This is a genomic window from Enterobacter sp. 301B (assembly GCF_003850715.1).
In the GTDB taxonomy this organism is placed as follows: domain Bacteria; phylum Pseudomonadota; class Gammaproteobacteria; order Enterobacterales; family Enterobacteriaceae; genus Enterobacter; species Enterobacter intestinihominis.
The window spans coordinates 60,293-85,913 of sequence record NZ_PQTC01000002.1; the positions used below are offsets into that span (position 1 = coordinate 60,293).

Below are 25,621 nucleotides of genomic sequence, written 5' to 3' on the forward strand. Positions count from 1 at the left end.
CAGGTGTGTACTACATGAAGACTATTGCCTCCACCGCGCTTCCTGCTCATGTCCAGCAGCCCCGCTACGATCGCGAGCAGTTACGCTCCCGCATCGTCCATTTCGGCTTTGGCGCGTTCCACCGGGCGCATCAGGCGTTGTTAACAAACCGGGTGCTGAACGCCAAAGGAGGCGACTGGGGTATTTGTGAGATTAGCCTCTTTAGCGGCGATGTTCTCATGCGCCAGCTCCGCGCGCAGGATCATCTGTTTACCGTGCTGGAGAAAGGTGCCGAAGGCAATCAGCCCATTATTATCGGTGCGGTAAAAGAGTGCCTGAACGCAAAACTCGACTCGCTGGCAGCCATTATTGAGAAGTTCTGCGAACCGCAGGTGGCCATTGTCTCCCTCACCATTACCGAAAAAGGCTACTGCATCGATCCGGCGACGGGGAAACTGGATATGCACAACAGCCGCATTCTGCACGATCTTGAGCATCCGTCTGAGCCGCATTCCGCGCCGGGTATTCTGGTCGAAGCGCTTCATCGCCGCCGCGAGCGCGGCCTGCCGGCGTTTACCGTGCTCTCCTGCGACAACATTCCCGATAACGGCCACGTGGTGAAAAATGCCGTTCTCGGCATGGCCGGAAAGCGTTCCGCAGAGCTGGCCGGATGGATCGAGGCGCACGTGAGCTTCCCTGGCACCATGGTCGACCGAATCGTGCCCGCCGCCACTGACGCCTCACTCGCGGAAATCACCCAGGAACTTGGCGTTGAAGATCCCTGCGCCATCAGCTGTGAACCGTTCATTCAGTGGGTAGTGGAAGATAACTTTGTCGCCGGGCGTCCGGAATGGGAGGTTGCAGGCGTACAGATGGTTGAGGATGTCCTGCCCTGGGAGCAGATGAAGCTGCGGATGCTGAACGGCAGCCACTCCTTCCTGGCGTATCTGGGCTACCTTGCCGGCTACGCGCACATAAATGAATGTATGCAGGACGACAGCTTCCGCGAGGCTGCCCGCAGGCTGATGCTGAATGAGCAGGCCCCTACGCTGCGTATCACCAACGTCGATCTGACAGCCTATGCTGACAGCCTGCTTGACCGCTTCGCCAACCCGGCGCTACAGCACCGCACCTGGCAAATCGCTATGGACGGCAGTCAGAAGCTGCCTCAGCGCATGCTGGATGGGATCCGCATGCATCTTGAGCGTAACACCGCCTGGCCATTACTGGCGCTGGGCGTCGCAGGCTGGATGCGCTACGTCAGCGGGACGGACGACCAGGGCAACGCCATTGACGTGCGCGATCCACTGAGCGACAAGTTTCAGGCCATTGTCGCTTCCAGCAGTGACGCAGAACGCGTTAGCGCCCTGCTGACGCTAAAAGAAATCTTTGGCGACGACCTGCCGCAAAACCCTGTCTTTGTCGAGGCAATCACCGGCGCGTACCAGCGCCTCGTCCGGCTCGGCGCGCGTCAGGCCGTTATCGAAACGTTAAAAATTTAGCGATTATTGCGTTTAAGGCGAACGGTTTTACGCTCCGTTCGCCCTCCCTCTTCTCAATGCCCGATTTTTTCGTCAGGATGATAGATAGTTGTTACTACATCACAATTATTTATCGGAGCGCACGTGACCAAAACCAACCTGATCACCGGTTTTCTCGGCAGCGGTAAAACTACGTCCATTCTGCATTTGCTGGCCAATAAAGATCCGGCGGAAAAGTGGGCCGTGCTGGTCAACGAATTTGGCGAAGTGGGGATCGACGGCGCGTTGCTCGCCGACAGCGGCGCGATGGTGAAAGAGATCCCGGGCGGGTGTATGTGCTGCGTGAATGGTCTGCCGATGCAGGTCGGACTGAATACGCTGCTGCGTCAGGGCAAGCCTGACCGTCTGCTGATTGAACCCACTGGGCTGGGTCATCCGAAGCAAATTCTTGATTTACTGACCGCCCCGGTCTACGAGCCGTGGCTTGAGCTGCGTGCGACGCTTTGCCTGCTCGACCCCCGCCAGCTGCTGGATGAAAAAGCGATCAATAACGACAATTTCCGCGACCAGCTCGCCTCGGCAGACATCATCGTGGCGAATAAATCCGATCGCGCGACGGCTGAGAGTCAGGCCGCGTTCAATGCCTGGTGGCAGCAGGCTGGCGGTGGACGTCAGTACGTGCAGACCACCCAGGGCAACATTGATGGCGCCCTGCTCGATCTTCCCCGCCTCAACCAGACGCAACTGCCTGCCAGCGCTGAGCATTCGCATAGCCACGGCGCGAAGCAAGGTCTGGCAGCGCTGAGCCTGCCGGAACATCAGCGCTGGCGTCGAAATCTGAACAGCGGCCAGGGACACCAGGCCTGCGGCTGGATCTTCGATGCCGATACGGTTTTCGACACCATTGGTATACTGGAATGGGCGAGACTGGCGCCGGTTGAGCGGGTAAAAGGGATCATGCGCACCCCGGATGGTCTGGTGCGCATTAATCGTCAGGGCGAGGATTTCTTTATAGAAACCCAGAACGTCGCGCCACCCGACAGCCGGATAGAGTTAATTAGTGCGGTTAATACCGACTGGAATGCCCTCCAGTCAAGCCTGTTGAAGCTTCGTTTAAGTTTGGGCGGCTAACGTTGCCCCTGATTTCACACATTGCTGAAGACTATGACGACTCGACTTCCTGCTATTTTATTGCTCAACGCTGCCGGTCTGGCGCTCTTTTTCTCCTGGTATATCCCGGCGGATCACGGATTCTGGTTCCCGCTGGATTCCGGGCTGTTCCACTTCTTTAACCAGGCGCTGGCGAAGAGTGAAGCCTTCCTGTGGCTGGTGGCGATCACCAACAACCGCGCGTTTGACGGCTGTTCGCTGCTGGCAATGGGCTGTCTGATGCTCTCCTTCTGGCTGAAGGAAGACAAAACGGGTCGTCGCCGTATTCTGATTATCGGCCTGGTCATGCTGCTGGCAGCCGTGATTATCAACCAGCTGGCGCAGCATCTGATGCCGGTTAAACGCGCCAGTCCGTCGCTCTCTTTCCCGAATATTAACCGCGTCAGCGAGCTGCTTCATATTCCAACCAAAGACGCGTCGAAGGACAGCTTCCCGGGCGACCACGGTATGATGCTGCTGATTTTTGCTGGCTTCATGCTGCGCTATTTCGGTAAAAAAGCCTTCGCCATCGCCCTGGTTATTGTGGTGGTATTTGCATTCCCGCGGGTGATGATTGGCGCTCACTGGCTGACAGATATCGCCGTAGGCTCCCTCACGGCGGTGTTAATTGGTTTACCCTGGGTGCTGATGACTCCCCTGAGCGATCGCGTAATAGGTATTTTTGATCGCTATCTTCCCGCCAAATTTAAACAAGTCTGAAACAAATAAATAACGCTAATTAACACCATTCATCAGGGATCGTTTTCGATCCCTGAGTCACTTCTTTCCGGCATCATTCAGCGCTGTCATCATTCCGTCATACAATTCGTGATAAAAATGAAGCAATTGCAGGGATTACCGGTATGAATGGCGGCATTTTGAGCAATTCCGCGCTGTAACGTTGTGTATCACATTTTCTTATAAAAAAACGGTCTTTTTTGCTCGCAATGCCCTTTGCAATCGGTTAACCTCGAACTCGTTTTGCCCCATTGAGATAATTATTATCGTGGTGAATAATTTTGTGCGTTGTGCCACAGATTTCACCATAAAGAATTGTCTCATTGTGAACAGATAATTAGTCTCGTCACGGTTGGCATTTTTATAACGATATTTTCGTTAAGGACTTCAAGGGAAAACAAACAAAATGGTCAAATCTCAACCAATTTTGAGATATATCTTGCGGGGGATCCCGGCGATTGCAGTGGCGGTTCTGCTTTCGGCATGTAGTACGACGAACACCGCGAAGAATATGCATCCTGAGACGCGTGTTGTGGGAATGGAAGATTCCTCTTCACTGCAAGCCTCTCAGGATGAATTTGAAAATATGGTACGTAATCTCGACGTTAAGTCGCGTATTATGGATCAGTATGCTGACTGGAAAGGCGTGCGTTACCGCCTGGGCGGCAGCACCAAGAAAGGCATCGATTGCTCCGCATTCGTACAGCGTACTTTCCGTGAGCAGTTTGGGTTAGACCTTCCGCGTTCTACTTATGAACAGCAGGAAATGGGCAAGTCCATTTCGCGCACTAAACTGCGTACGGGCGATTTAGTCCTGTTCAGAGCAGGTTCAACCGGTCGACACGTTGGCATCTATATCGGTAACGATCAGTTTGTCCATGCTTCCACCAGCAGTGGTGTGACGATTTCCAGCATGAACGAACCTTACTGGAAGAAGCGCTACAACGAAGCTCGCCGCGTTCTGAGCCGTAGTTAATATTGCTGTCGTATCGTTGGTTATCCCTTGGCTGGCGATACGATTAAAAAAGCACTGCTCCGGCAGTGTTTTTTTTTGCCCGTTACACTGATAGACATCCCGCGTCATTTCAGGAATCACGACATCTATGTTTACCCGCTACTTCTCCAGCAACCGCAAGATACTGTTTCTCAGTATTCTGACGGGGTTGTTTACCGCCCTGCTTCTGAGTGCGTTACAGTTTTACTGGAGTTATCACAAGCGAGAAGTCAGGTACGATACCCTCATTACAGATTTAAGCGTCTACATGGAGAGCTTTTTCGACGAGCTTAAAACCTCTATTGATACGCTCCAGCCGCTCACGCTGAACAGCTGTGAAGAGGTCAGTGCGGCGCTCACCTCACGCGCGGCCTTCAGTATTAACGTGCGCGCCTTTTTGCTGGTCCGGGATAAACAGGCCTTCTGCTCTTCGGCAACAGGTCCGATGAATACCCCAATGGAAACGCTTATCCCTCAGCTACACATCAGCAAACCTGTTGATATCGCGCTCCTGCCGGGCACACCCATGCTGCCGGATAAACCCGCGATCGCTATCTGGTATCGCAATCCGCTGGTAAAAGACGGCGGCGTATTTACCTCCGTGAACATCAACCTGACGCCTTACCTTCTTTATACGTCACGTCAGGATGAATTTTCCGGAATATCGATCGTCATTGGCGACTCCGCGTTATCCACCCAGTCCGGAATGCTGGTTCAGGCGCGGGATTTGCCTGACGTCCCCGCTCGCACCGCCACGCTGAAAAATATTCCTCTGACCGTTAACGTCTATGCGCAAGCCTGGAAGACCGATGAGCTGCTCTACGCCGTGTTCTTCGGCCTGGTCTGCGGTATTGCGGCAGGTCTGCTGAATTTCTATATTCTCACTATCCGTCTTAATCCCGGGAAAGAGATCCTTACGGCCATCAAGCGCGACCAGTTCTACGTGGTCTATCAGCCCGTCGTGGATGCGCAGTCGCTCAGAATGACCGGGCTGGAAGTCCTGATGCGCTGGAAGCACCCGGTGATGGGCGAAATTCCACCGGATGCCTTTATTAATTTTGCTGAAGCGCAGAAGCTGATTGTCCCGCTGACGCTGCATCTTTTTGACCTGATTATCCGCGATGCCCCTGTCCTGCAAACGGTGCTCCCGCCTGGGGCCAAGTTTGGGATCAACATCGCGCCCGGTCATCTGCATGCGGAAAGCTTTAAGGAGGATATGCGCGCGTTTGCCGCTGCCCTTCCGCCCGATCACTTCCAGATTGTGCTGGAAATAACCGAGCGCGACATGATCAACCACCGCGAGGCAAATCAGCTGTTTGAATGGCTGCACAATGAAGGTTTTGAAATCGCCATCGATGATTTTGGCACCGGCCACAGCGCGCTGATCTATCTGGAACGCTTCACGATGGATTACCTGAAAATTGACCGTGGCTTCGTGAATGCCATCGGGACTGAAACCGTTACCTCGCCAGTGCTTGACGCGGTGCTGACGCTGGCAGAACGCCTGAATATGTTAACCGTCGCCGAGGGTGTTGAAACGCCCGAGCAGGCGGCGTGGCTGCGCGAGCATGGCGTGAACTATCTTCAGGGCTACTGGATCGGCCGACCAATGCCGCTGGAGCAGTTCAGGACGTGGCAACCCGACATCACGCTCGGGGAATAATTTCACAATCACGGCGCTGTCCCTTATTATTCTCCTCAACCGAGCCTGCCTGTGAACAAAGGGATCCGCCGCACTATGATTATGCGCGTTGTATTGATGCTGTTGGCGCTGGTGAGCCTGTCGGGCCAGGCGCAGACCATCAAAGAGAGCACGGCCTTTGCCGTCATTGGCGAGCCGAAGTATGCGGTCAACTTTACTCACTACGATTATGTGAACCCCGCCGCCCCGAAAGGCGGGAACGTGACGCTTTCCGCGACCGGAACGTTTGACAACTTTAACCGCTTCGCCCTGCGCGGCGTGGCGGCAGCGCGTACCGAATCCCTCTATGACACGCTGTTCGTCACCTCCGACGACGAGCCCGGCAGCTATTATCCCCTGGTCGCTGAGAACGTGCGTTACGCCGATGATTTTAGCTGGGCAGAAATCGCGATTAATCCGCGGGCGCGTTTTCACGACGGTACGCCGGTTAGCGCCCGCGATGTGGCGTTCACCTTTCATAAATTTATGACCGAAGGCGTGCCGCAGTTTCGTCTGGTGTACAAGGGCACCACGGTGAATGCCATCGCCCCGCTGACCGTGCGAATCGAACTCCCTGAGCCAAACAAAGAGAATATGCTGAGCCTGTTCTCCCTGCCCGTCATGCCCGAATCATTCTGGAAAAACCATAAGCTGAGCGATCCCCTCTCTTCCCCGCCGCTGGCCGGAGGACCGTATCGCATTACCGACTGGCGAATGGGCCAGTACGTGATCTATTCCCGCGTGAAAGATTACTGGGCAGCCACGCTGCCGGTAAACCGGGGCCGCTGGAACTTCGATACAATCCGCTACGACTACTACCTGGATGATAACGTGGCCTTCGAGGCGTTTAAGGCAGGCGCATTTGATTTACGTGTCGAGAACAGCGCCAAAAACTGGGCGACCCGGTATATCGGAAAAAATTTCGCGAAAGGCTATATCGTTAAAGACGAACATAAAAACGAATCCGCGCAGGACACGCGCTGGCTGGCGTTTAATATTCAGCGCCCGGTTTTTTCCGATCGTCGGGTGCGTGAAGCTATTACCCTGGCGTTTGATTTCGAATGGATGAACAAAGCGCTGTTTTACGGAGCCTACAGCCGGGCGAACAGCTATTTCCAGAATACTGAATATGCCGCCCGTGATTATCCCCACGCGGACGAGCTGGTTTTGCTGGCGCCAATGAAAGCGGAGCTCCCGCCGGAAGTGTTCACCCGCCTATTTGAACCGCCAAAATCCGACGGAAACGGGTTCGACCGGGACAACCTGCTGAAAGCCAGCAAACTGCTGGATGACGCTGGCTGGGTGTTGAAAAATCGGCTACGAGTAAATGTTAAAACTGGTAAGCCGCTCAGCTTCGAACTGCTGATTGCCTCCGGCGCAAATGATCAGTGGGTGCTGCCGTTTAAGAAGAACCTTGCCCGTCTTGGGGTGACCATGAATATCCGCCAGGTCGATATTGCCCAGCTGACCAACCGCAAGCGCAGTCGCGATTACGACATGATGCAAACCCTGTGGGCTGCCCAGCCGTGGCCGAGTTCAGACCTGCAAATCTCCTGGGCATCGGGGTATATCGACTCCTCCTACAACGCTCCGGGGGTAAAGAGTCCGGTGATTGATGCGCTGATCGCGAAAATCGTTGCCGCTCAGGGCGATAAAGAGAAACTTCTGCCGCTCGGGCGCGCGCTTGACCGGGTGTTAACCTGGAACTATTACATGCTGCCGATGTGGTACATGGGTGAAGATCGCGTGGCCCGCTGGGACAAATTCTCCCTGCCCGCCGTTCGCCCGGTTTATACGCTTGGTTTTGATACGTGGTGGTATGACGTGAATAAAGCCGCAAAACTGCCCGCAGCGCGGCGTTGAGGAGTGACGATGGGCGCTTATCTTATCCGCAGGCTGCTGCTGGTTATCCCGACGCTATGGGCCATCATTACCATTAACTTTTTTATCGTGCAGATTGCCCCCGGCGGCCCGGTGGACCAGGCGATTGCGGCCATAGAATTTGGTCACGCTGGCGGCATGCCGGGCGGCGGCGGTGAAGGAATGGGGGCCAGCCATGCCCGGACGGGCGTGGGCAATATCAGCGAAAGCCACTACCGGGGCGGTCGGGGACTGGATCCGGAGGTGATCGCCGAGATCACCCATCGCTATGGTTTTGACAAGCCGCTGCACGAGCGTTATTTCAGGATGCTCTGGGATTATGTCCGTTTCGATTTTGGCGACAGCCTGTTTCGCAGCGCCTCGGTGCTAACCCTGATCAAGCAAAGCCTGCCGGTTTCCATCACGCTCGGACTGTGGGGGACGCTGATTATTTATCTGGTCTCCATTCCGCTGGGGATCCGCAAAGCGGTCTACAACGGTAGCCGTTTTGATATCTGGAGCAGCACGTTCATTATCATCGGCTACGCTATCCCGGCGTTTCTGTTTGCCGTGCTGCTGATTGTCTTTTTCGCTGGCGGCAGTTATTTCGACCTCTTCCCGCTGCGCGGGCTGGTCTCTGCGGATTTCAGCACGTTGCCGTGGTATCAGAAAATAACCGATTACTTCTGGCACATCACGCTTCCGGTGCTGGCGACGGTTATCGGCGGTTTTGCGGCGCTTACGATGCTGACCAAAAACGCCTTTCTTGATGAGATCCGCAAACAGTACGTCGTCACCGCGCGCGCCAAAGGCGTCGGTGAAAAGCAGATTATGTGGAAGCACGTTTTTCGTAACGCCATGCTGCTGGTGATTGCCGGTTTTCCCGCCACGTTCATCAGTATGTTTTTTACCGGCTCTCTGCTGATAGAAGTGATGTTCTCTCTCAACGGTTTAGGGCTGCTCGGCTATGAGGCCACCGTCTCCCGTGATTACCCGGTGATGTTTGGCACACTGTACATTTTCACCCTGATCGGCCTGCTGCTGAATATCATCAGCGATATCAGCTATACGCTGGTCGATCCCCGTATCGATTTTGAGGGCCGCTGATGTTGCGTTTAAGCCCCGTCAATCAGGCCCGCTGGGCGCGCTTTCGCCACAACCGTCGCGGCTACTGGTCGCTATGGATCTTCGCCGTCCTGTTTGCCTTAAGTCTGTGTTCCGAACTGATTGCCAACGATAAACCCCTGCTGGTGCATTTCAAAGATCGCTGGTACGTGCCGGTGCTTACTACCTATAGCGAAAGCGATTTTGGCGGTCCGTTTGCGACGCCAGCCGAGTATCAGGATCCCTGGTTACGTGAACAGATCGCGCAGCACGGCTGGGCGCTTTGGGCACCGATTCGTTTTGGCGCGAACAGTATTAACTACGCCACGTCCACCCCCTTCCCTTCCCCGCCTTCCTCGCAGAACTGGCTGGGAACGGACGCCAACGGCGGCGATGTGCTGGCGCGCATCCTCTATGGCACCCGCATCTCGCTCCTGTTTGGGCTGCTTCTGACGCTCTTTAGCAGCGTGATGGGCGTCGTGGCGGGCGCCATGCAGGGCTATTACGGTGGAAAAATCGATTTGTGGGGGCAGCGCGTAATTGAAGTCTGGTCCGGTATGCCGACGCTGTTTCTGATTATCCTGCTGTCCAGCGTAGTACAGCCTGGCTTCTGGTGGCTGTTAGGCATCACCGTCCTGTTCGGCTGGATGGCACTGGTCGGCGTGGTGCGCGCGGAGTTTCTGCGCACGCGAAATTACGATTATATTCGCGCCGCGCAGGCATTAGGCGTGAGCGATCGCGCAATTATCTTCCGTCACATGCTTCCCAATGCGGTGGTGGCGACCCTCACCTTCCTGCCGTTTATTTTGTGTAGCTCCATTACCACCCTGACGTCGCTTGATTTTCTTGGTTTCGGTTTGCCGCTGGGCTCACCGTCTCTTGGCGAACTGCTGTTGCAGGGCAAAAACAACCTCCAGGCCCCCTGGCTGGGCATCGCCGCATTCCTCTCCGTGGCTGTGCTGCTTTCCCTGCTGATTTTTATTGGCGAAGCCGTGCGCGATGCCTTCGATCCCAACAAGGCGGTATGACATGACCCGGCCTCTTCTGAGCATAGAAAATCTGTCGATTGCGTTTTCAAAACAGGGCGAATCTCGCCCGGTGGTGACGGATTTATCGTTGCAGATCCAGCGCGGAGAGACGCTGGCGCTGGTCGGGGAATCCGGCTCCGGTAAGAGCGTTTCGGCACTGTCGGTGCTGCGCCTGCTCCCTTCCCCGCCGGTCAGCTATCCGCACGGGGATATTCTGTTCCATGGACAATCCCTGCTGAACGCTGATGAGCAAACCCTGCGCGGCATTCGTGGCAATAAGATTGCCATGATTTTTCAGGAGCCGATGGTGTCGCTCAATCCATTGCATACGCTGGAAAAACAGCTCTATGAAGTGCTGTCACTTCATCGGGGAATGCGTAAAGAGGCAGCGCGGGGGGAAATTCTGGACTGCCTTGAACGCACCGGCATTCGTAATGCGGCGAAACGGCTGAACGATTTCCCGCATCAGCTTTCCGGCGGCGAGCGCCAGCGCGTGATGATCGCGATGGCGCTGCTGACGCGCCCCGAACTGTTGATTGCGGATGAACCCACCACCGCGCTGGACGTCACGGTGCAGGCGCAAATTCTGCAACTGCTGCGTGAACTGCGCGACGAGCTGAACATGAGCCTGCTGTTTATTACGCATAACCTGGGCATCGTGAAAAAGCTCGCTGACGCGGTGGCCGTGATGCAAAACGGCCGCTGCGTCGAACAGAACAGGGCAACTGCCCTGCTGAGCGCGCCTCAGCACCCGTATACACAGCGCCTGCTCGATAGCGAACCCTCTGGCGACCCGATTCCGCTTAACGCTGACAGCGCACCGTTGCTGAAGGTTGAGGACCTGTCGGTGTCATTCCCGATCCGCAAAGGCATTTTGCGTCGCGTGGTCGATCACAATCATGTTCTGAAAAACATGAGCTTCTCTCTGCGTCCGGGCGAGTCGCTTGGGCTTGTGGGCGAATCCGGTTCGGGCAAAAGCACCACCGGCCTGGCGCTGCTGCGCCTGATCGCCTCACAGGGAAGCATTCTCTTTGACGGCATGCCGCTGCAAAACCTGAGCCGCCGCCAAATGCTGCCCGTCCGCCCGCGGATGCAGGTGGTCTTTCAGGATCCGAACTCTTCGCTGAACCCGCGGCTGAGCGTATTGCAGATTATTGAAGAGGGCCTGCGCGTTCATCAGCCCGCGCTGACGGCACAACAGCGTGAAATCGACGTGAAGCGGGTGATGGCGGAAGTGGGTTTAGATCCCGAGACCCGGCACCGGTATCCGGCTGAGTTTTCCGGCGGACAGCGCCAGCGTATAGCGATTGCCCGCGCGTTGATCCTGAAACCGGAGCTGATCGTGCTGGACGAGCCTACCTCTTCACTGGACCGCACCGTGCAGGCGCAAATTCTGGCGCTGCTGAAGGGGCTACAGGAAAAGCATCGGCTGGCCTATATCTTTATCAGCCACGATTTACAGGTGGTGCGTGCGCTTTGCCATCAGGTGGTGGTATTGCGGCAGGGAGAAGTCGTTGAGCAGGGAGAGTGCCAGCGCGTATTCACTGCGCCTGCGCAGGATTACACGCGCCAGCTATTGTCCGCTGACTAGCACTCAGAAAGGATATTGACCGGAGAACGGTTCGGCAATGGCCACGCCGAAGTTTTTCAGACGGCAGGTCGCAGCAAATTCATCCTGGCTGTTAACAAACAGGCACGGCTCACCTTCGCATTCCAGCACGGAGCTGTCTACTTCGATGTCCGTCAGCGCCTGGCTGAGACGTTCCATAACCGGCCACGCATTTTCATCGCTCGGGCTAAGCAGCTTGAGCGCCACCAGACAATTATCCTCCCCGGCAACGCTTTGCGGAATCGGTTCAACTTTCGAACCTGCAAAACCCGTCGACCAGCGATAGCTCTGGGGCAAGCGATGGACAATGGAGAGTTGTAATGTATTCACGTTCAGATCCCCGGAAGCAAATTTACTTCACAATTTATTTACATTTATAGTAACACATCATCGCCAACCTGCACTGTTTAGCGGATTTTATAGGCGTTGCAGGCTCGCGTCGGCGCTATATGTACCCGTTTCTGCGATCTAACTCAACCTTTTTAAATACAATGATGTGACTTTTTACATAAATAGATTTTACATAAAAGAAACAAACACCGGGTAAACGAACCGAGGGTTGGTTGATATGGGTCAACAAAAAGGCCCGTTTCGGGCCTTAAGTGCTCATTTATGCGCCGTCTTACGGGGCCGGCTGGCGTAAAGATAGAAGAGGATGGAGCAAGTCGCGCAGAGGGCAATCGCCCACAGCATCGGCCAGGCAGTATTAAACGTCGCCATTGAGAGCAGTGCCCCGACAATCGCGCCAATCCCGAAACGGAACGTCCCTGCCAGCGACGAGGCGGTGCCCGCCATATGCGGGAATTCGTCGAGGATCACCGCCATCGCGTTGGATGAGACCATCGAGACGCAGCCAACAAACGCCGCCACGCCCACCACCAGCGCCCAAAAACCTACGCCCAACAATGCGCTCAATACCAGCCAGATAGCCATCACGAACTGGATCCACAGCCCGGCGCGGAACATATTCAGCGCCCCGACCCGCCGGACAAAGCGGCTGTTGATAATGGTCATCACAAACAGGAACACGATATTCAGCGCGAAGTAGTAACCAAAGTGCTGGGGTGACACATGGTTCAGTTCGATGTACACAAACGGCCCCGCGCTCAGGAACGAAAACATCCCGGCAAAGCTAAAGCCGCTGGCCAGCATATAGCTCAGCACGCGCTTATGGCGAAACAGCGAGGCAAAGTTGCCAAGCGTGGTGCGGACGTGAAACTTCTGACGGCGCTCGACCGGCAGCGTTTCATCGATAAAGACGAAGATCATCACCGAGGCCAGCAGCGCGGCAATCGCCAGGATCCAGAAAATCGCATGCCAGCTGAACCACACCAGCACCGCCCCGCCCACCATGGGGGCGACCAGCGGCGCAATGGTTGTGACCAGCATGACGAACGACATCATGCGTGAGAACTCTTCCTTCGGGTAGATGTCGCGCATCAGCGCGTTAATCACCACGCTTGCCGCAGCCGCAGCCAGGCCATGGAAGAAACGCATCACGATCAGCTGATCGATACTCTGCGCCAGCGCGCAGGCCACCGCCGCCGCGGCAAATATCAACGTCCCGCCCAGAATAACGGGTTTGCGCCCCAGGCTGTCTGCCATTGGGCCATAAAAGAGCTGGCCGAGCGCAAAACCAAGAATGTAGGTGCTGAGCGTCATCTGTGCGCTGCCTGCCGGTACGCCAAACTGCGCGGAAATCACCGGCAGCGCGGGCAGATACATATCGATAGACAGCGGCATCAGCATGGCCAACAGGCCAAGGATAAATACGATTTTAAACGACGAGTGTGGCCTGGTGGTCACAGGGTTCTCCTGAATTTAGCGTGAAAGCAGCCCGACGCTGGCAATCTCTTCTTCCGTCAGCGGGCGATATTCCCCTGGCGCCAGGTCTGGATCGAGTTCAATCGCGCCGATACGTTCACGATGCAGCCCCACAACGTGGTTGCCCACGGCGGCAAACATCCGTTTCACCTGGTGGTAACGGCCTTCACTGATGGTCAGACGGACGTCCGTTGGGGTAATGACTTCCAGCACCGCCGGTTTGGTCAGATCTTTTTCATTATGCAGCTGAACGCCTTTCGCGAATTGCTCTGCCGTGTCATCCGAGACCGGCGACTCAAGTGTCACCCGATAGGTTTTCTCACAGTGATGACGCGGGGAGGTGATGCGGTGCGACCACTGACCGTCATCGGTCATCAGCACCAGGCCGGTGGTATCAATATCCAGTCGCCCTGCCGCATGCAGCTTGTGCGCCACAGGTTCGTCGAGGAAGTAGAGCACCGTCGGGTGATCCGGATCGTCCGTTGAACAGACGTAACCTTCCGGTTTGTTGAGCATGAAGTAGCGCGGGCCATTCTGCTGGGTCAGCGGGTTGCCGTCATACTCCACCTGGTGGTCAGGCTGGAGTTTAAAAGCGCTGTCTTTCACAATGTCGCCGTCCACGGTTACGCGGCTGGCGCGAATTTCACGCCCGGCAATAGCGCGGCTTACGCCGAGTTGCTGAGCGATAAACTTATCAAGTCGCATGAAATCTTTTTAGCCTTAATGGTGCTGGAAGTCGGACTACGCGTCCGAAAAAGAAGCAGTCAGAAACAGTTCAGTATAATGGTCTGGTTGCGCCACTCAAGGGAAAAAGTTTCGTGGCATACTATATGCGAGTTAACTGAATAGAGAAGCCATGACGTTCACACTACGCCCCTATCAGCAAGAAGCCGTTGATGCCACCCTCGCCTGGTTTCGCAAGCACCGGGAACCCGCCGCCATCGTGCTCCCGACCGGAGCCGGTAAAAGCCTGGTGATTGCCGAACTGGCGCGCCTGGCTCGCGGGCGCGTGCTGGTGCTGGCGCACGTAAAAGAGCTGGTGGCGCAAAACCACGCCAAATATTGCGCGCTCGGCCTGGAGGCCGATATTTTTGCCGCCGGGCTGAAGCGCAAAGAGAGCCACGGGAAAGTGGTGTTTGGCAGCGTACAGTCCGTTGCGCGCAACCTGGACCTGTTTCGCAGCGAGTTTTCCCTGCTGATTGTCGATGAGTGTCACCGCATCAGCGATGACGACGACAGCCAGTATCAGCAAATCCTCACTCATCTGAGAGAGGTGAACCCTCACTTACGCCTGCTTGGCCTGACCGCCACGCCATTTCGTCTGGGCAAGGGCTGGATTTATCAGTTTCATTATCACGGCATGGTGCGTGGCGATGAAAAGGCCCTGTTCCGCGACTGTATCTATGAGCTTCCGCTGCGCTACATGATCAAGCATGGCTATCTGACGCCACCGGAGCGGCTGGATATGCCGGTCGTGCAGTACGATTTCAGCCGCTTACAGGCGCAGAGCAACGGGCTGTTCAGCGAGGCGGATCTTAACCATGAGCTGAAAAAACAGAAGCGGATCACGCCGCATATCATCAGCCAGATTGAAGAGTTTGCGCAAACGCGCAAAGGGGTGATGATTTTTGCTGCTACCGTCGAACACGCGCGTGAAATCACGGGGCTTCTGCCCACCAACGACGCGGCGTTAATTACCGGTGAAACCCCCGGGCCGGAGCGCGACAGCCTGATTGAGGCTTTCAAAGCCCAGCAGTTCCGCTACCTGGTGAATGTCTCCGTATTAACCACCGGGTTTGACGCACCGCACGTTGACCTGATTGCGATTCTTCGCCCAACCGAATCCGTCAGCCTGTACCAGCAGATTGTCGGCCGTGGCCTGCGCCTGGCACCGGGCAAAACCGACTGTCTGATCCTCGATTATGCCGGTAATCCGCACGATCTCTACTCCCCGGAAGTGGGCACGCCAAAAGGCAAGAGCGACAACGTGCCGGTACAGGTGTTTTGTCCGGCCTGCGGGTTTACCAACACTTTCTGGGGCAAAACTACCGCCGACGGCACGCTGATCGAACATTTTGGCCGCCGCTGTCAGGGCTGGTTTGAAGACGATGAAGGCCATCGCGAACAGTGTGATTTCCGCTTCCGCTTCAAAAACTGCCCGCAGTGCAACGCCGAGAACGATATCGCTGCCCGCCGCTGTCGGGAGTGTGACACGGTGTTGGTCGACCCGGATGACATGCTGAAAGCGGCGCTGAAACTGAAAGATGCACTGGTGCTGCGCTGTTCCGGCATGGTCTTACAGCCCGGTGCGGATGAAAAAGGCGAGTGGCTAAAGATTACCTATTACGACGAGGACGGCGCAGACGTCAGCGAGCGGTTCAGGGTCCAGACGCCCGCCCAGCGCACCGCGTTCGAACAGCTCTTTATCCGCCCGCATACCCGCACGCCCGGCGTGCCGCTGCGCTGGATAACCGTTGCCGATATCGTGCGCCAGCAGGCGCTGCTGCGCCATCCTGATTTTGTTGTCGCCCGTAAAAAAGGGCAGTTCTGGCAGGTGCGTGAGAAGGTCTTTGACTATGAAGGACGCTTTCGCCGGGCAAACGAATTGCGCGGTTAACGGGACTTTTCGTTGATGCGCGAGCCATTTGAGTATAAAATGCCGCCCGCTTCACATCCGTGAGGCAGAACACTCACCTGCTGCTGGGTCGCCTGTAGCAGGGTTTTAAATACAGAGAGAAATCAATGTTCACTATCGAAGCAGAAGTACGTAACGTGCAGGGTAAGGGTGCGAGCCGCCGCCTGCGTAACGCTAACAAGTTCCCGGCTATCGTTTACGGTGGCGAAGCTGCTCCAGTTGCAATCGAACTGGATCACGACAAAGTGTGGAACATGCAGAACAAAGCTGAATTCTACAGCGAAGTTCTGACCATCGTTGTTGGCGGTAAAGAAGAAAAAGTGAAAGTTCAGGCTGTTCAGCGTCACCCGTTCAAGCCAAAACTGTCTCACATCGACTTCGTTCGCGCGTAATCGCAAACCTGTCGAGAAAAACCCCGCTTCTGCGGGGTTTTTTTATGGCCGCTACTTACCGCCTGAGGTGCGACGCTGGAGCTGATCGCGCAGATTCGGCGGCGTGCCTTTAATGGTCAGCGTGTCGGTCGCCGGATCCCAGAAGATACGTTCCCCGAGCAGCATGGCATCAAAGTTAATGGTTAACCCACCGCCGCTACCGGCAAATTTCGTCAGCTGACGCAGCGTACTGCGATCCGCCGGGAAGCTCTCTTCCAGCTCATAGCCTTTTTCTGCGGTAAATTCCTGGAAGCTGACTTCGCTGACGCCCGCCAGCTCTTTGGACAGCGACTCCAGCTCAATCTCTTCCCCGGCCTGTAACTGCTCGTTACAGTAGCTGTAAACCTGCTGACGCACGGTCTGACGCTCAGATTTATCCAGCTGCGCCTCAGCGGTAAAGTCATCCACCGCCTGGAGTAGACCTTTGTTCTGCGCTTTGGCGTTCAGCCCTTCACTGGCACCGAGGAAGTCCATAAAGAAATCGGCCACTTTGCGGCCCACGCGGCCTTTAAGGAAGGTCAGGTAGCGCGTCGATTCCGGATTGGTTTCCCATTCGGTTAAATCAATACGCGCCACAATATCCGCATGGTTGATATCCAGATAGTGCGTTGAGCTGATATCCAACTGCTCGTTCACACGCATGCTGCTTAAATTATTCAGCACGGTGACCAGCAGATACTCTACCGCCAGATAGCGGTAGTGGCAGAACAGGACGATACCGCCATCGGCGAAGGGATATTTCGCCAGTTCGTCACGAAGACGGCCGGTTGCAGCGCGGCTGAATGCCAGGAAATCCTCTTCGCCCTGACGTTGCAGGCGCAGGCTATCCGCCAGCTCGCTCTCTTCGCTGAACAAGCCATAGGCTTTATTTTTCGCGCTGTAGACGCGATGCAACTCCGCCATCATCTCGACAACGGTAGGCGTTGGTTCCAGTAACGAATCGCGTAGCACCACTTCAAGGGTTTGCTCATCACGCTTGATAAGCTGGTGCAAGGCAATCTGGTTGATTTCCAGACTCATGATAAACTCTCCTTTTAGACCGGGCGGTATTCAACCACCACCAACGCATGTGTGCAACAGAAGATAAAAAAGGGGAAAAAAAGCTGTTGCTACGGTAATATGTCGCCCTTCTCTCAACAAACTGATTTTGATTTATGCCACAACATTCCCGCTACAGTGACGAACACGTTGAACAACTGCTCAGTGAGCTGGTCAACGTACTGGAAAAACATAAAACGCCAACCGATCTCTCCCTGATGGTTTTGGGAAATATGGTTACCAACCTGATCAATACCAGCGTTGCTCCGGCTCAGCGTCAGGCGATCGCCAAATCTTTCGCCCAGGCTTTGCAGTCATCCGTTAGCGACGACCAGGCACACTAAGGGAAACGAACAACAGTTTATGGTGACGAATCGTCAGCGCTACCGTGAAAAAGTCTCCCAGATGGTCAGCTGGGGGCACTGGTTTGCCCTGTTCAACATTCTGTTGGCGATGGTGCTCGGCTGCCGTTATCTGTTTGTGGCGGACTGGCCAACCACGTTAACCGGGCGTATCTACTCGTGGATGAGCCTTGTTGGTCACTTTAGCTTTCTGGTCTTCGCCACCTATCTGCTGATCCTGTTCCCACTGACGTTTATCGTCATGTCGCAGCGGCTGATGCGCTTCCTGTCCGCCATTCTTGCGACGGCGGGCATGACGCTGTTGCTTATCGACAGCGAAGTTTTTACCCGGTTCCACCTGCACCTGAATCCTGTCGTCTGGGAGCTGGTGATTAACCCGGATCAGAACGAGACCGCCCGCGACTGGCAGCTGATGTTTATCAGCGTGCCGATTATCCTGCTGATCGAAATGTTGTTCGCGACGTGGAGCTGGCAAAAGCTCCGCAGCCTGACCCGACGCCGACATTATGCGAAGCCCGTCGCGGCGCTCTTTTTCGCCTCATTTATCGGTTCGCACCTGATGTATATCTGGGCAGATGCGAACTTCTACCGCCCTATTACCATGCAGCGCGCGAATCTGCCGCTCTCCTATCCGATGACGGCACGTCGTTTCCTTGAAAAACACGGTCTGCTGGACGCGCAGGAGTATCAGCGTCGTCTGGTCGAACAGGGTAATCCGGAAGCGGTCAGCGTGCAGTATCCCCTGAGCGATCTGAAATATCGCGACATGGGGCGCGGTCAGAACGTGCTGCTGATTACCGTCGATGGCCTGAACTATTCTCGCTATGAGAAGCAAATGCCTGCCCTGGCTGAATTCGCTGAGAACAACATCGTATTCACTCAGCATATGAGTTCCGGTAATTCGACCGACGCGGGTATTTTCGGTCTGTTCTACGGCATTTCACCGAGCTATATGGACGGCGTGCTGTCGGCCCGTATTCCGGCTGCATTGATTACCGGGCTTAATCAGCAGGGCTACCAGCTGGGGCTGTTCGCCTCTGATGGTTTCAACAGCTCGCTGTACCGCCAGGCGCTGCTGTCTGATTTCTCACTGCCAGCCGCGCAGAGCCAGTCTGACGATCGGACTGCTGACCAGTGGATAGACTGGCTGAAGCGCTATGCACAGGAAGATAACCGCTGGTTCTCCTGGGTTGCGTTTAACGGCACAAATCTTGATGACAGCAATCAGAAAGGCTTCGCGCGCCGCTATAGCCGTGCGGCGGGTGATGTCGATGCGCAGATCGCTCGCGTGCTGACCGCCCTGCGCGACGCGGGCAAGCTGGACAATACGGTCGTCATTATCACGGCGGGGCATGGCGTGCCGCTCGGCGACGAAGCGAAGGGCATGGACTGGTCGCGCCCGAACCTGCATGTCCCGCTGGTGATCCACTGGCCGGGCACTCCCGCGCAACGCATCAATATGCTGACCGACCATAAAGACGTCATGACCACGTTAATGCAGCGGCTGCTGCACGTTAGCACGCCGGCAATTGAATACTCGCAGGGACAAGACCTCTTTAGCGCCACGCGGCGTCATAATTGGGTCACGGCTGCTGGCGAAAACACGCTGGTGGTGACCACGCCGACGCTGTCCCTTGTGCTGAACAGCAACGGCAATTACCAGACGTACAGCCTCGAAGGTGAGAAGCTGAAAGACCAGAAACCGCAGCTCAGCTTGCTGTTGCAGGTGCTGACAGACGAGAAGCGCTTTATCGCTAACTGATTATTTATGAATCAGTTAGCGTTGCTCCCCCCTTGCAATCAAAAAGGAATCGAGTAGTATTCCTTTTATGCGTCGGCACGTAGCGCAGCCTGGTAGCGCACCGTCATGGGGTGTCGGGGGTCGGAGGTTCAAATCCTCTCGTGCCGACCAAAACTACACAAAAAAACCAGCCGCTTATGGCTGGTTTTTTATTGCCTGTCTTCGCATGCACAATGCTTAGTGCTTCTCACGCCCACCGAGAAAGAAAATCCCCAGCGGAATCGCCAGCAGGACGGTGAACACCAGACTGTAAACAAAGATCATCGCTGATTGCAGGACAAACATGCTGGTTGTCCATGCAGAGAGCGGGATGTTGTACTGCTCGATCACGCCGACAATGGTTGCTCGCCCCACGCATGCAGCAGCAATCATAAACACAACCAGTAACGCCAGCAGGAACTTGCGGCCTTCAGGTGTCTTCAGTTTTTCCCGTACCATCTCTTCTCCCTTTACAGATGAATAACAATAATTAACGCGTAAAATAACACGATCTCTGCACCGACTCCACCTCAGCATTAAACACCAATAAAAGAGCATAAAAGCAGTGCTTTACTCCGTTTAAAATGAAAATGTGAGTAAATTACGCCAACCATTCACATACATTATGTTAGTCTTTCCGGGATCGTTTTAACAAAAAGGAATGACAGTGAAAAACGCACCTAAATTTGCCATCGCCCTTATCGCCGCTGCGTGCGCGAGCACCAGCGCTTTCGCCAGCGAAACCCCAAAAGAGCAGCCGCTGGAAAAAGTTGCCCCGTATCCGCAAGCGGACAAAGGGATGAAGCGCCAGGTTATTCAGCTCCCGGCTCAGCAGAATGAAGGGAATTTCAAAGTCGAGCTGTTAATCGGCCAGACGCTGGAAGTGGACTGCAACCAGCATCGTCTGGGCGGCCAACTGGAAAGCAAAACACTGGAAGGCTGGGGTTATGACTACTATGTCTTCGACAAAGTAACCTCGCCAGTCTCCACCATGATGGCGTGCCCGGACGGCAAGAAAGAGAAGAAATTTATCACCGCCTATCTGGGTGATAACAGTCTGCTGCGCTATAACAGCAAGCTGCCGATTGTCGTTTATACGCCGGAAAACGTGGATGTGAAATATCGCGTATGGAAGGCGGATGAGACGGTAGGACAAGCAGTAGTTCGTTAAAAATAAGTCGGGTGGCGCTCACGCTTACCCGACCTGGAAAGGATGCGTTCTGGTGCCCTCACCCCACCCCTCTCCCGGTGGGAGAGGGAGAAAACACGAAAAACGGTAACGGATGTTACCGTTTTTCGTTTACCTTACAGCGCGATATCCGCAACCGGCTTGTTTTCCGCCTGAGGCTTCAGCTCTGCCTGTGGCGCAGCATCCGCAGCCTGCGGTTTGACGTATTGCAGTTGCAGAACGCGACTGGTGTATTCCAGCTCTTGTTCCGTGGCGTCAACGTTACCGTTCAGCTTCGTACCGTAGGATGGAATAATGGTTTTCAGCTTCGCCTGCCATTCCGGGCTGGATACTTTGTCCTTAAACACTTTTTCCATCAGGTGTAGCATGATTGGCGCAGCGGTAGACGCCCCCGGGGATGCTCCCAGCAGCGCGGCAATAGTGCCATCCTTATCGCTTACTACTTCGGTACCCAGACGCAGCACGCCGCCCTCTTTCGGATCGCGTTTGATGATCTGCACGCGCTGACCTGCCTGCCACAGACGCCAGTCTTCTTTCTTCGCCTGCGGATAGTACTCTTTCAGCGCCTCGAAGCGTTCTTCATCAGAGAGCATCACCTGGCTAATCAGGTATTTCACCAGATCGAAGTTATCCAGTCCCACGTCCATCATTGGCTTGACGTTTGACGTCGTGGTCGCGCTCAGCAAATCCCACAGGGAACCGTTTTTCAGGAACTTGGTGGAGAATGTGGCGAACGGCCCGAACAGCACTACGCGCTTACCGTCCAGCATACGGGTGTCGATATGGGGAACGGACATCGGTGGCGCACCAACAGAAGCCTGACCGTACACTTTAGCCAGATGACGGTTAACCACTTCAGGGTTTTCCGACACCAGGAACTGGCCGCCAACCGGGAAGCCGGCGTAGTCGTCCGCTTCCGGAATACCGGACTCCTGCAACAGTTTCAGCGCCGCGCCGCCAGCACCGATAAACACGAACTTCGCCTTAATCACATGCTCGGCTTCGTTGTTTTTCAGATCGGCAACGGTCACGCTCCAGCTGTTATCCGCGTTGCGCTTGAAACCACGCACTTCGGAGCTGAGTTGCAGGTTAAAGTTCTCTTTTTTCTTCAGAGAGGCCACCAGCTGACGGGTGATTTCACCGTAGTTAACGTCAGTACCAATTTCAGTGCGGGTCGCCGCCACTTTCTGGTTCGGATCGCGGCCTTCCATAACCAGCGGCGCCCACTCTTTGATTTGAGCGTGATCTTCAGAGTATTTCATCCCGCGGAACAGCGTGCTCTGTTGCAGGGCAGCGTAGCGCGCACGCAGGAAGTTGACGTTTTGATCGCCCCACACAAAGCTCATGTGCGGAACGGTGTTGATGAAGGAGTGCGGATTGTGCAACACACCGCTGTTCACCTGGTGAGACCAGAACTGACGTGAGATCTGGAACGCTTCGTTGATCTCTACCGCCTTCTCGATACTAATGGAACCGTCCTTTTTCTGCGGCGTATAGTTCAGTTCCATAAGTGCCGAGTGCCCCGTCCCGGCGTTATTCCAGCCGTTAGAGCTTTCCTGCGCCACGCCATCAAGGCGCTCGACCATGGTCATGGACCAGTTCGGCTCTAATTCCTGAAGATATGTGCCCAGCGTGGCGCTCATGATGCCGCCACCAATTAAAAGGACATCCGTTTCCTGCTCTTTTGGTGCGTCAGCCTTCGCCGCCAGCGAGACGGCGTTCAGCCCCACGGCCAGAGAAAAGAGCACGGCAGTCATTTTTTTCATCATTTATGCCTTAGTTGAATAGTGCTTGATGCGTAGAAATTACAGGTGAAACACGCTGCGGTGGCACGGTAGCAACTTTTAAATATTGTTTAAAGGTTACGAAATTATTGTAATTGTGAAATTTAATGATGGATTGTTTGTAGGGTTTTGGCATACAGGCTGGCACCCGACGATTTTCCTGGCTATGATGCTGCACTTTGTGATCGCGCGCACGGAAGCCTGCCCCTACCAGCGAATTGTTATGTCATTACCTCACTCGTCTGTACCCCAAGAAGGCCATGTCGCCACCGTTTTACGTTCGCCTCAACGTCTGATGCGCGAAACCCTGGCCGGCGTGATTACCGCGCTGGCGCTGATCCCGGAAGTGATTTCGTTTTCCGTGGTCGCGGGCGTGGATCCGAAAGTGAGCCTTATCGCCTCCGTGGTGCTCTGTTTCGCCCTTTCCCTGCTCGGCGGGCGTCCGGCCATGGTGACGGCGGCGGCCGGTTCCGTCGCGCTGGTGATTGGCCCGATGGTCCATCAACACGGCGTACAGTACATTCTGCCCGCGGTGGTGATGGCTGGCGTGATTCAGATCCTGTTCGGCGCGCTGGGAATGGCGCGGCTGATGCGCTTTATTCCCCAGTCGGTGATGACCGGGTTTGTTAACGCCCTTGGCATTTTGATTTTCTTTGCCCAGGTGCCCCATTTCTGGAGCCGAAGCCCGCTGATAGTGGGCCTGTTCGTGCTGACGCTGCTGATTGTGCTGTGGGTGCCACGCTATATTAAAAGCGTACCCTCCCCACTGATTGCCATTGTGCTGCTGACTTTGTTCACCGTCACCAGCGGGCAAATCCTGCCAACGGTAGGGGATGAAGGCTCCATGAGCGGCGGTTTGCCGGGCTTTACGCAACTGCTGGTGCCGCTCAATCTAGAAACCCTGAGCATTATCTGGCCGTGTGCGCTAAGTATCGCTTTTGTTGGCCTGCTGGAATCCTTGCTGACGGCAAAACTGGTGGATGAACTGACCGTTACCCCTTCAAGCAAGCGCCGCGAGAGCATCGGTCTGGGCGTGGGGAATATTATGGCCGGGTTCTACGGCGGCATTGCGGGCTGCGCGATGATTGGGCAGACCATCGTTAACGTGGAGATGGGGAAAGGCAGAAGCCGTATCTCCACCCTTGCGGCGGGTATCGTACTGCTGGTGCTGGTTACGGCGCTCAGCGAGGTGATGGCCAAAATCCCGATGGCGGTACTGGCGGGTATTATGGCCATTGTGGCCGTCAAGACCTTTAGCTGGCATAGCGTTCAGCCCGGAACGCTGAAAAACGCGCCGGTGGCTGAAACCGTCGTGATGCTGGTGACGGTTGTGGCAACGGTTTACACCGGCAACCTGGCGATTGGCGTGCTGGGCGGGATTGTGATGATGTTCATCCTCCCTGCCCGACTTAAGCAAAAAGCACTGGCTACAGAAGAAAAATCGTCGCCAGTCCAAGAAAAATAAAGAAACCGCCGGTATCGGTAATGGCGGTGATCATCACGCTCGACCCCACCGCGGGGTCGCGCCCCAGCCGGGTCATCGTCAATGGGATAATCACGCCCATCATCGCCGCCACCAGCAGGTTCAGCACCATCGCCAGCATCATGACCCCGCCCAGCGCCATATCATCGTACAGCCACCAGGTAATGCCGCCCATGATGCCGCCCCAGACCAGGCCGTTAATCAGCGCGACGGCCATCTCCCTGAAAATCAGCCACGAAAAATTACCCGGCTGAATGTTTTCCAGCGCCAGGGCGCGAACGATCATGGTGATTGTCTGGTTGCCGGTGTTCCCGCCGATCCCCGCCACAATCGGCATCAACGACGCCAGGGCCACCAGCTGGGAAATGGTATGTTCGAAGCCGTCAATAACGCGGGACGCCACGAACGCGGTGCATAAATTGATGGCGAGCCACGCCCAGCGGGTTTTGACGGCCTTGCCGACGGAGGCATGAACATCGTCTTCGGCACTGATACCGCCAAGGGCACGCAGGTCGTTATCGGTCTCTTCATAGACCACGTCAACGATCTCATCAATGGTCAGACGCCCCATCAGCTTGCCCACCGAATCCACCACCGCCGCGCTCACCAGGTCATCACGTTCGAAGGTACGCGCCGCTTTTTCGGCATCGTCTTCCGGCGAGAAGACCATCGGCTCGGTTTCCATGACCTCACTTACCCGCTGCTGGGTGCTGTTCAGCAGGATCGTTTTCAGCTCCAGCTCCCCGAGCAGGGTTTTATCCCGCGAGGTGACGAACAGTTTATCGGTGTTGTCCGGCATACTGCCCAGGCGACGAAGATAGCGCTGCACCGTACCCAGGGTGACGTCCGGACGCACGGTGATGACGCCAAACTCCATGATCGCGCCGACGCTGTTTTTCTCGTAGTGCATCACCTGACGCACGCGCGCCCGCTCCTCGGCAGGCAGGGAAGCCAGCAGGCGTCCGGTCAGGTTGCGCGGAAGATGCTGAACGAGGTAAATCTGCTCATCGATATCCAGCGTTTGCAGGGCGTCAAGAATGTCCCGATCGCTCATCTCATCGATAAGGTCATCCCAGACGTTTTCCGAGGCTTCAAGCAGCACCTGACCGCGCTCATGATCCTGCACCAGCCTCCACAGGGCGTGGCGCTCCTCGGAAGGCAATGCCTCCAGGGTGTCCGCCAGATCCGGAGGTGGTAAATGTGCAACCAGCGCACCTACCTCAGCAATATCGTCGGCCAGCGTGCCGACATCATATTGCTCAGCCAGGGTTAGCTTACCCAATAACGTTGACGTGACCGCTTTATCGGTCGTCAGGAGCCAGATGAGCCGCGCACGCTCCTGGTCACGCTGCCTGGCGCTGTTTTTCTTTAATACCGACATCAATCATAAATCCATTAAATGAGTTGGCGTTAAGCATAGCGCGGGGATATGTAAATAAGAATAAACGGCGGGTCGGGATGGAGAAAAAAAC

Annotated in this window: 22 protein-coding genes and 1 tRNA gene; 16 read left to right on the plus strand and 7 right to left on the minus strand. The window is 55.5% G+C overall.

Annotated elements, in window-relative coordinates:
- The first annotated feature begins 14 nt into the window (after positions 1-14).
- The 9 genes from C3451_RS02670 (at position 15) to yejF (ending at position 11,605) form a co-directional block, all read left to right on the plus strand.
- Positions 15-1,481: a fructuronate reductase gene (locus C3451_RS02670; RefSeq protein ID WP_045620893.1), complete on the plus strand. Its 1,467-nt coding sequence runs from the start codon at positions 15-17 to the stop codon at positions 1,479-1,481.
- A 123-nt stretch (positions 1,482-1,604) separates the two neighbouring features.
- On the plus strand, positions 1,605-2,591 hold the full coding sequence (locus tag C3451_RS02675; RefSeq protein WP_045308657.1) for a GTP-binding protein: 987 nt from the start codon (positions 1,605-1,607) through the stop codon (positions 2,589-2,591).
- Positions 2,592-2,624: 33 nt separating this feature from the next.
- Complete coding sequence (locus C3451_RS02680) at positions 2,625-3,329, plus strand: phosphatase PAP2 family protein (RefSeq protein WP_045620894.1); 705 nt, start codon at positions 2,625-2,627, stop codon at positions 3,327-3,329.
- Positions 3,330-3,753: 424 nt separating this feature from the next.
- Positions 3,754-4,323, plus strand: a complete 570-nt coding sequence (gene mepS / locus C3451_RS02685) for a bifunctional murein DD-endopeptidase/murein LD-carboxypeptidase (RefSeq protein ID WP_003859364.1) — start codon at positions 3,754-3,756, stop codon at positions 4,321-4,323.
- A gap of 127 nt (positions 4,324-4,450) precedes the next feature.
- Positions 4,451-6,004 (plus strand): cyclic di-GMP phosphodiesterase, encoded by a 1,554-nt coding sequence (locus tag C3451_RS02690; protein WP_045620895.1) that lies wholly within the window; start codon positions 4,451-4,453, stop codon positions 6,002-6,004.
- A 75-nt stretch (positions 6,005-6,079) separates the two neighbouring features.
- The gene (locus tag C3451_RS02695) at positions 6,080-7,885 is read left to right on the plus strand and encodes an extracellular solute-binding protein (protein ID WP_063139295.1); all 1,806 of its coding nucleotides are present in this window, start codon (positions 6,080-6,082) and stop codon (positions 7,883-7,885) included.
- A 9-nt stretch (positions 7,886-7,894) separates the two neighbouring features.
- On the plus strand, positions 7,895-8,989 hold the full coding sequence (locus tag C3451_RS02700; protein ID WP_003859369.1) for a microcin C ABC transporter permease YejB: 1,095 nt from the start codon (positions 7,895-7,897) through the stop codon (positions 8,987-8,989).
- Positions 8,989-10,014, plus strand: a complete 1,026-nt coding sequence (locus C3451_RS02705; protein WP_023306620.1) for a microcin C ABC transporter permease — start codon at positions 8,989-8,991, stop codon at positions 10,012-10,014. The genes C3451_RS02700 and C3451_RS02705 overlap by 1 nt, the downstream gene beginning before the upstream one ends.
- Before the next feature lies 1 nt (position 10,015).
- A complete protein-coding gene (gene yejF, locus C3451_RS02710) occupies positions 10,016-11,605 on the plus strand; it encodes a microcin C ABC transporter ATP-binding protein YejF (RefSeq protein ID WP_045620897.1) in 1,590 nt (529 codons plus the stop codon).
- Positions 11,606-11,608: 3 nt separating this feature from the next.
- Here the strand turns inward: yejF and C3451_RS02715 are convergent, their stop codons facing one another.
- The 3 genes from C3451_RS02715 to rsuA form a co-directional block, all read right to left on the minus strand.
- Entirely contained in the window at positions 11,609-11,953 is a 345-nt protein-coding gene (locus C3451_RS02715) for a YejG family protein (RefSeq protein ID WP_003859372.1), read from the minus strand.
- A gap of 276 nt (positions 11,954-12,229) precedes the next feature.
- Entirely contained in the window at positions 12,230-13,429 is a 1,200-nt protein-coding gene (locus C3451_RS02720; protein ID WP_022648730.1) for a Bcr/CflA family multidrug efflux MFS transporter, read from the minus strand.
- Between the two features lie 15 nt (positions 13,430-13,444).
- Positions 13,445-14,152, minus strand: a complete 708-nt coding sequence (gene rsuA / locus C3451_RS02725; RefSeq protein WP_022648731.1) for a 16S rRNA pseudouridine(516) synthase RsuA — start codon at positions 14,150-14,152, stop codon at positions 13,445-13,447.
- A gap of 151 nt (positions 14,153-14,303) precedes the next feature.
- On the opposite strand from rsuA, the gene C3451_RS02730 reads away from it, so the two are divergent.
- Entirely contained in the window at positions 14,304-16,064 is a 1,761-nt protein-coding gene (locus C3451_RS02730; protein WP_063139294.1) for a DEAD/DEAH box helicase, read from the plus strand.
- Positions 16,065-16,189: 125 nt separating this feature from the next.
- Positions 16,190-16,474: a 50S ribosomal protein L25 gene (gene rplY / locus C3451_RS02735; protein ID WP_022648733.1), complete on the plus strand. Its 285-nt coding sequence runs from the start codon at positions 16,190-16,192 to the stop codon at positions 16,472-16,474.
- 51 nt (positions 16,475-16,525) lie between these two features.
- On the opposite strand, the gene yejK is transcribed toward rplY, so the two are convergent.
- A complete protein-coding gene (gene yejK / locus C3451_RS02740; protein WP_017693031.1) occupies positions 16,526-17,533 on the minus strand; it encodes a nucleoid-associated protein YejK in 1,008 nt (335 codons plus the stop codon).
- A 134-nt stretch (positions 17,534-17,667) separates the two neighbouring features.
- Between yejK and C3451_RS02745 the strand changes: the two genes are divergently transcribed.
- The 3 genes from C3451_RS02745 (at position 17,668) to C3451_RS02755 (ending at position 19,825) form a co-directional block, all read left to right on the plus strand.
- Positions 17,668-17,895 (plus strand): YejL family protein, encoded by a 228-nt coding sequence (locus C3451_RS02745; protein ID WP_001135586.1) that lies wholly within the window; start codon positions 17,668-17,670, stop codon positions 17,893-17,895.
- Between the two features lie 19 nt (positions 17,896-17,914).
- A complete protein-coding gene (yejM, locus tag C3451_RS02750; RefSeq protein ID WP_022648735.1) occupies positions 17,915-19,675 on the plus strand; it encodes an LPS biosynthesis-modulating metalloenzyme YejM in 1,761 nt (586 codons plus the stop codon).
- A 73-nt stretch (positions 19,676-19,748) separates the two neighbouring features.
- Positions 19,749-19,825 (plus strand) — tRNA-Pro (locus C3451_RS02755).
- 66 nt (positions 19,826-19,891) lie between these two features.
- Here C3451_RS02755 and C3451_RS02760 read toward each other — a convergent pair.
- Positions 19,892-20,152 carry a DUF2534 family protein gene (locus C3451_RS02760; RefSeq protein WP_006811332.1) on the minus strand — a complete coding sequence of 87 codons (261 nt, stop codon included), beginning with the start codon at positions 20,150-20,152 and terminating at the stop codon, positions 19,892-19,894.
- A 202-nt stretch (positions 20,153-20,354) separates the two neighbouring features.
- On the opposite strand from C3451_RS02760, the gene eco reads away from it, so the two are divergent.
- Positions 20,355-20,864: a serine protease inhibitor ecotin gene (eco, locus tag C3451_RS02765; RefSeq protein WP_032622478.1), complete on the plus strand. Its 510-nt coding sequence runs from the start codon at positions 20,355-20,357 to the stop codon at positions 20,862-20,864.
- Between the two features lie 134 nt (positions 20,865-20,998).
- On the opposite strand, the gene mqo is transcribed toward eco, so the two are convergent.
- On the minus strand, positions 20,999-22,648 hold the full coding sequence (mqo, locus tag C3451_RS02770) for a malate dehydrogenase (quinone) (protein ID WP_032622479.1): 1,650 nt from the start codon (positions 22,646-22,648) through the stop codon (positions 20,999-21,001).
- Positions 22,649-22,835: 187 nt separating this feature from the next.
- On the opposite strand from mqo, the gene C3451_RS02775 reads away from it, so the two are divergent.
- On the plus strand, positions 22,836-24,131 hold the full coding sequence (locus C3451_RS02775) for a SulP family inorganic anion transporter (protein WP_032624810.1): 1,296 nt from the start codon (positions 22,836-22,838) through the stop codon (positions 24,129-24,131).
- Here the strand turns inward: C3451_RS02775 and mgtE are convergent.
- Positions 24,094-25,530, minus strand: coding sequence for a magnesium transporter (mgtE, locus tag C3451_RS02780; protein WP_124304227.1), 1,437 nt, complete (start codon positions 25,528-25,530; stop codon positions 24,094-24,096). The genes C3451_RS02775 and mgtE overlap by 38 nt on opposite strands.
- Between the last annotated feature and the right edge of the window lie 91 nt (positions 25,531-25,621).

Coding starts and splice junctions, on each gene's coding strand:
- mgtE (WP_124304227.1), bottom strand. CDS start 25,530: ATGTCGGTATTAAAGAAAAACAGCGCCAGGCAGCGTGACCAGGAGCGT.
- C3451_RS02760 (WP_006811332.1), bottom strand. CDS start 20,152: ATGGTACGGGAAAAACTGAAGACACCTGAAGGCCGCAAGTTCCTGCTG.
- C3451_RS02680 (WP_045620894.1), top strand. CDS start 2,625: ATGACGACTCGACTTCCTGCTATTTTATTGCTCAACGCTGCCGGTCTG.
- C3451_RS02730 (WP_063139294.1), top strand. CDS start 14,304: ATGACGTTCACACTACGCCCCTATCAGCAAGAAGCCGTTGATGCCACC.
- rsuA (WP_022648731.1), bottom strand. CDS start 14,152: ATGCGACTTGATAAGTTTATCGCTCAGCAACTCGGCGTAAGCCGCGCT.
- mqo (WP_032622479.1), bottom strand. CDS start 22,648: ATGAAAAAAATGACTGCCGTGCTCTTTTCTCTGGCCGTGGGGCTGAAC.
- C3451_RS02775 (WP_032624810.1), top strand. CDS start 22,836: ATGCTGCACTTTGTGATCGCGCGCACGGAAGCCTGCCCCTACCAGCGA.
- C3451_RS02700 (WP_003859369.1), top strand. CDS start 7,895: ATGGGCGCTTATCTTATCCGCAGGCTGCTGCTGGTTATCCCGACGCTA.
- C3451_RS02745 (WP_001135586.1), top strand. CDS start 17,668: ATGCCACAACATTCCCGCTACAGTGACGAACACGTTGAACAACTGCTC.
- yejK (WP_017693031.1), bottom strand. CDS start 17,533: ATGAGTCTGGAAATCAACCAGATTGCCTTGCACCAGCTTATCAAGCGT.
- yejM (WP_022648735.1), top strand. CDS start 17,915: ATGGTGACGAATCGTCAGCGCTACCGTGAAAAAGTCTCCCAGATGGTC.
- mepS (WP_003859364.1), top strand. CDS start 3,754: ATGGTCAAATCTCAACCAATTTTGAGATATATCTTGCGGGGGATCCCG.
- eco (WP_032622478.1), top strand. CDS start 20,355: ATGACAGTGAAAAACGCACCTAAATTTGCCATCGCCCTTATCGCCGCT.
- rplY (WP_022648733.1), top strand. CDS start 16,190: ATGTTCACTATCGAAGCAGAAGTACGTAACGTGCAGGGTAAGGGTGCG.
- C3451_RS02705 (WP_023306620.1), top strand. CDS start 8,989: ATGTTGCGTTTAAGCCCCGTCAATCAGGCCCGCTGGGCGCGCTTTCGC.
- yejF (WP_045620897.1), top strand. CDS start 10,016: ATGACCCGGCCTCTTCTGAGCATAGAAAATCTGTCGATTGCGTTTTCA.
- C3451_RS02670 (WP_045620893.1), top strand. CDS start 15: ATGAAGACTATTGCCTCCACCGCGCTTCCTGCTCATGTCCAGCAGCCC.
- C3451_RS02695 (WP_063139295.1), top strand. CDS start 6,080: ATGATTATGCGCGTTGTATTGATGCTGTTGGCGCTGGTGAGCCTGTCG.
- C3451_RS02690 (WP_045620895.1), top strand. CDS start 4,451: ATGTTTACCCGCTACTTCTCCAGCAACCGCAAGATACTGTTTCTCAGT.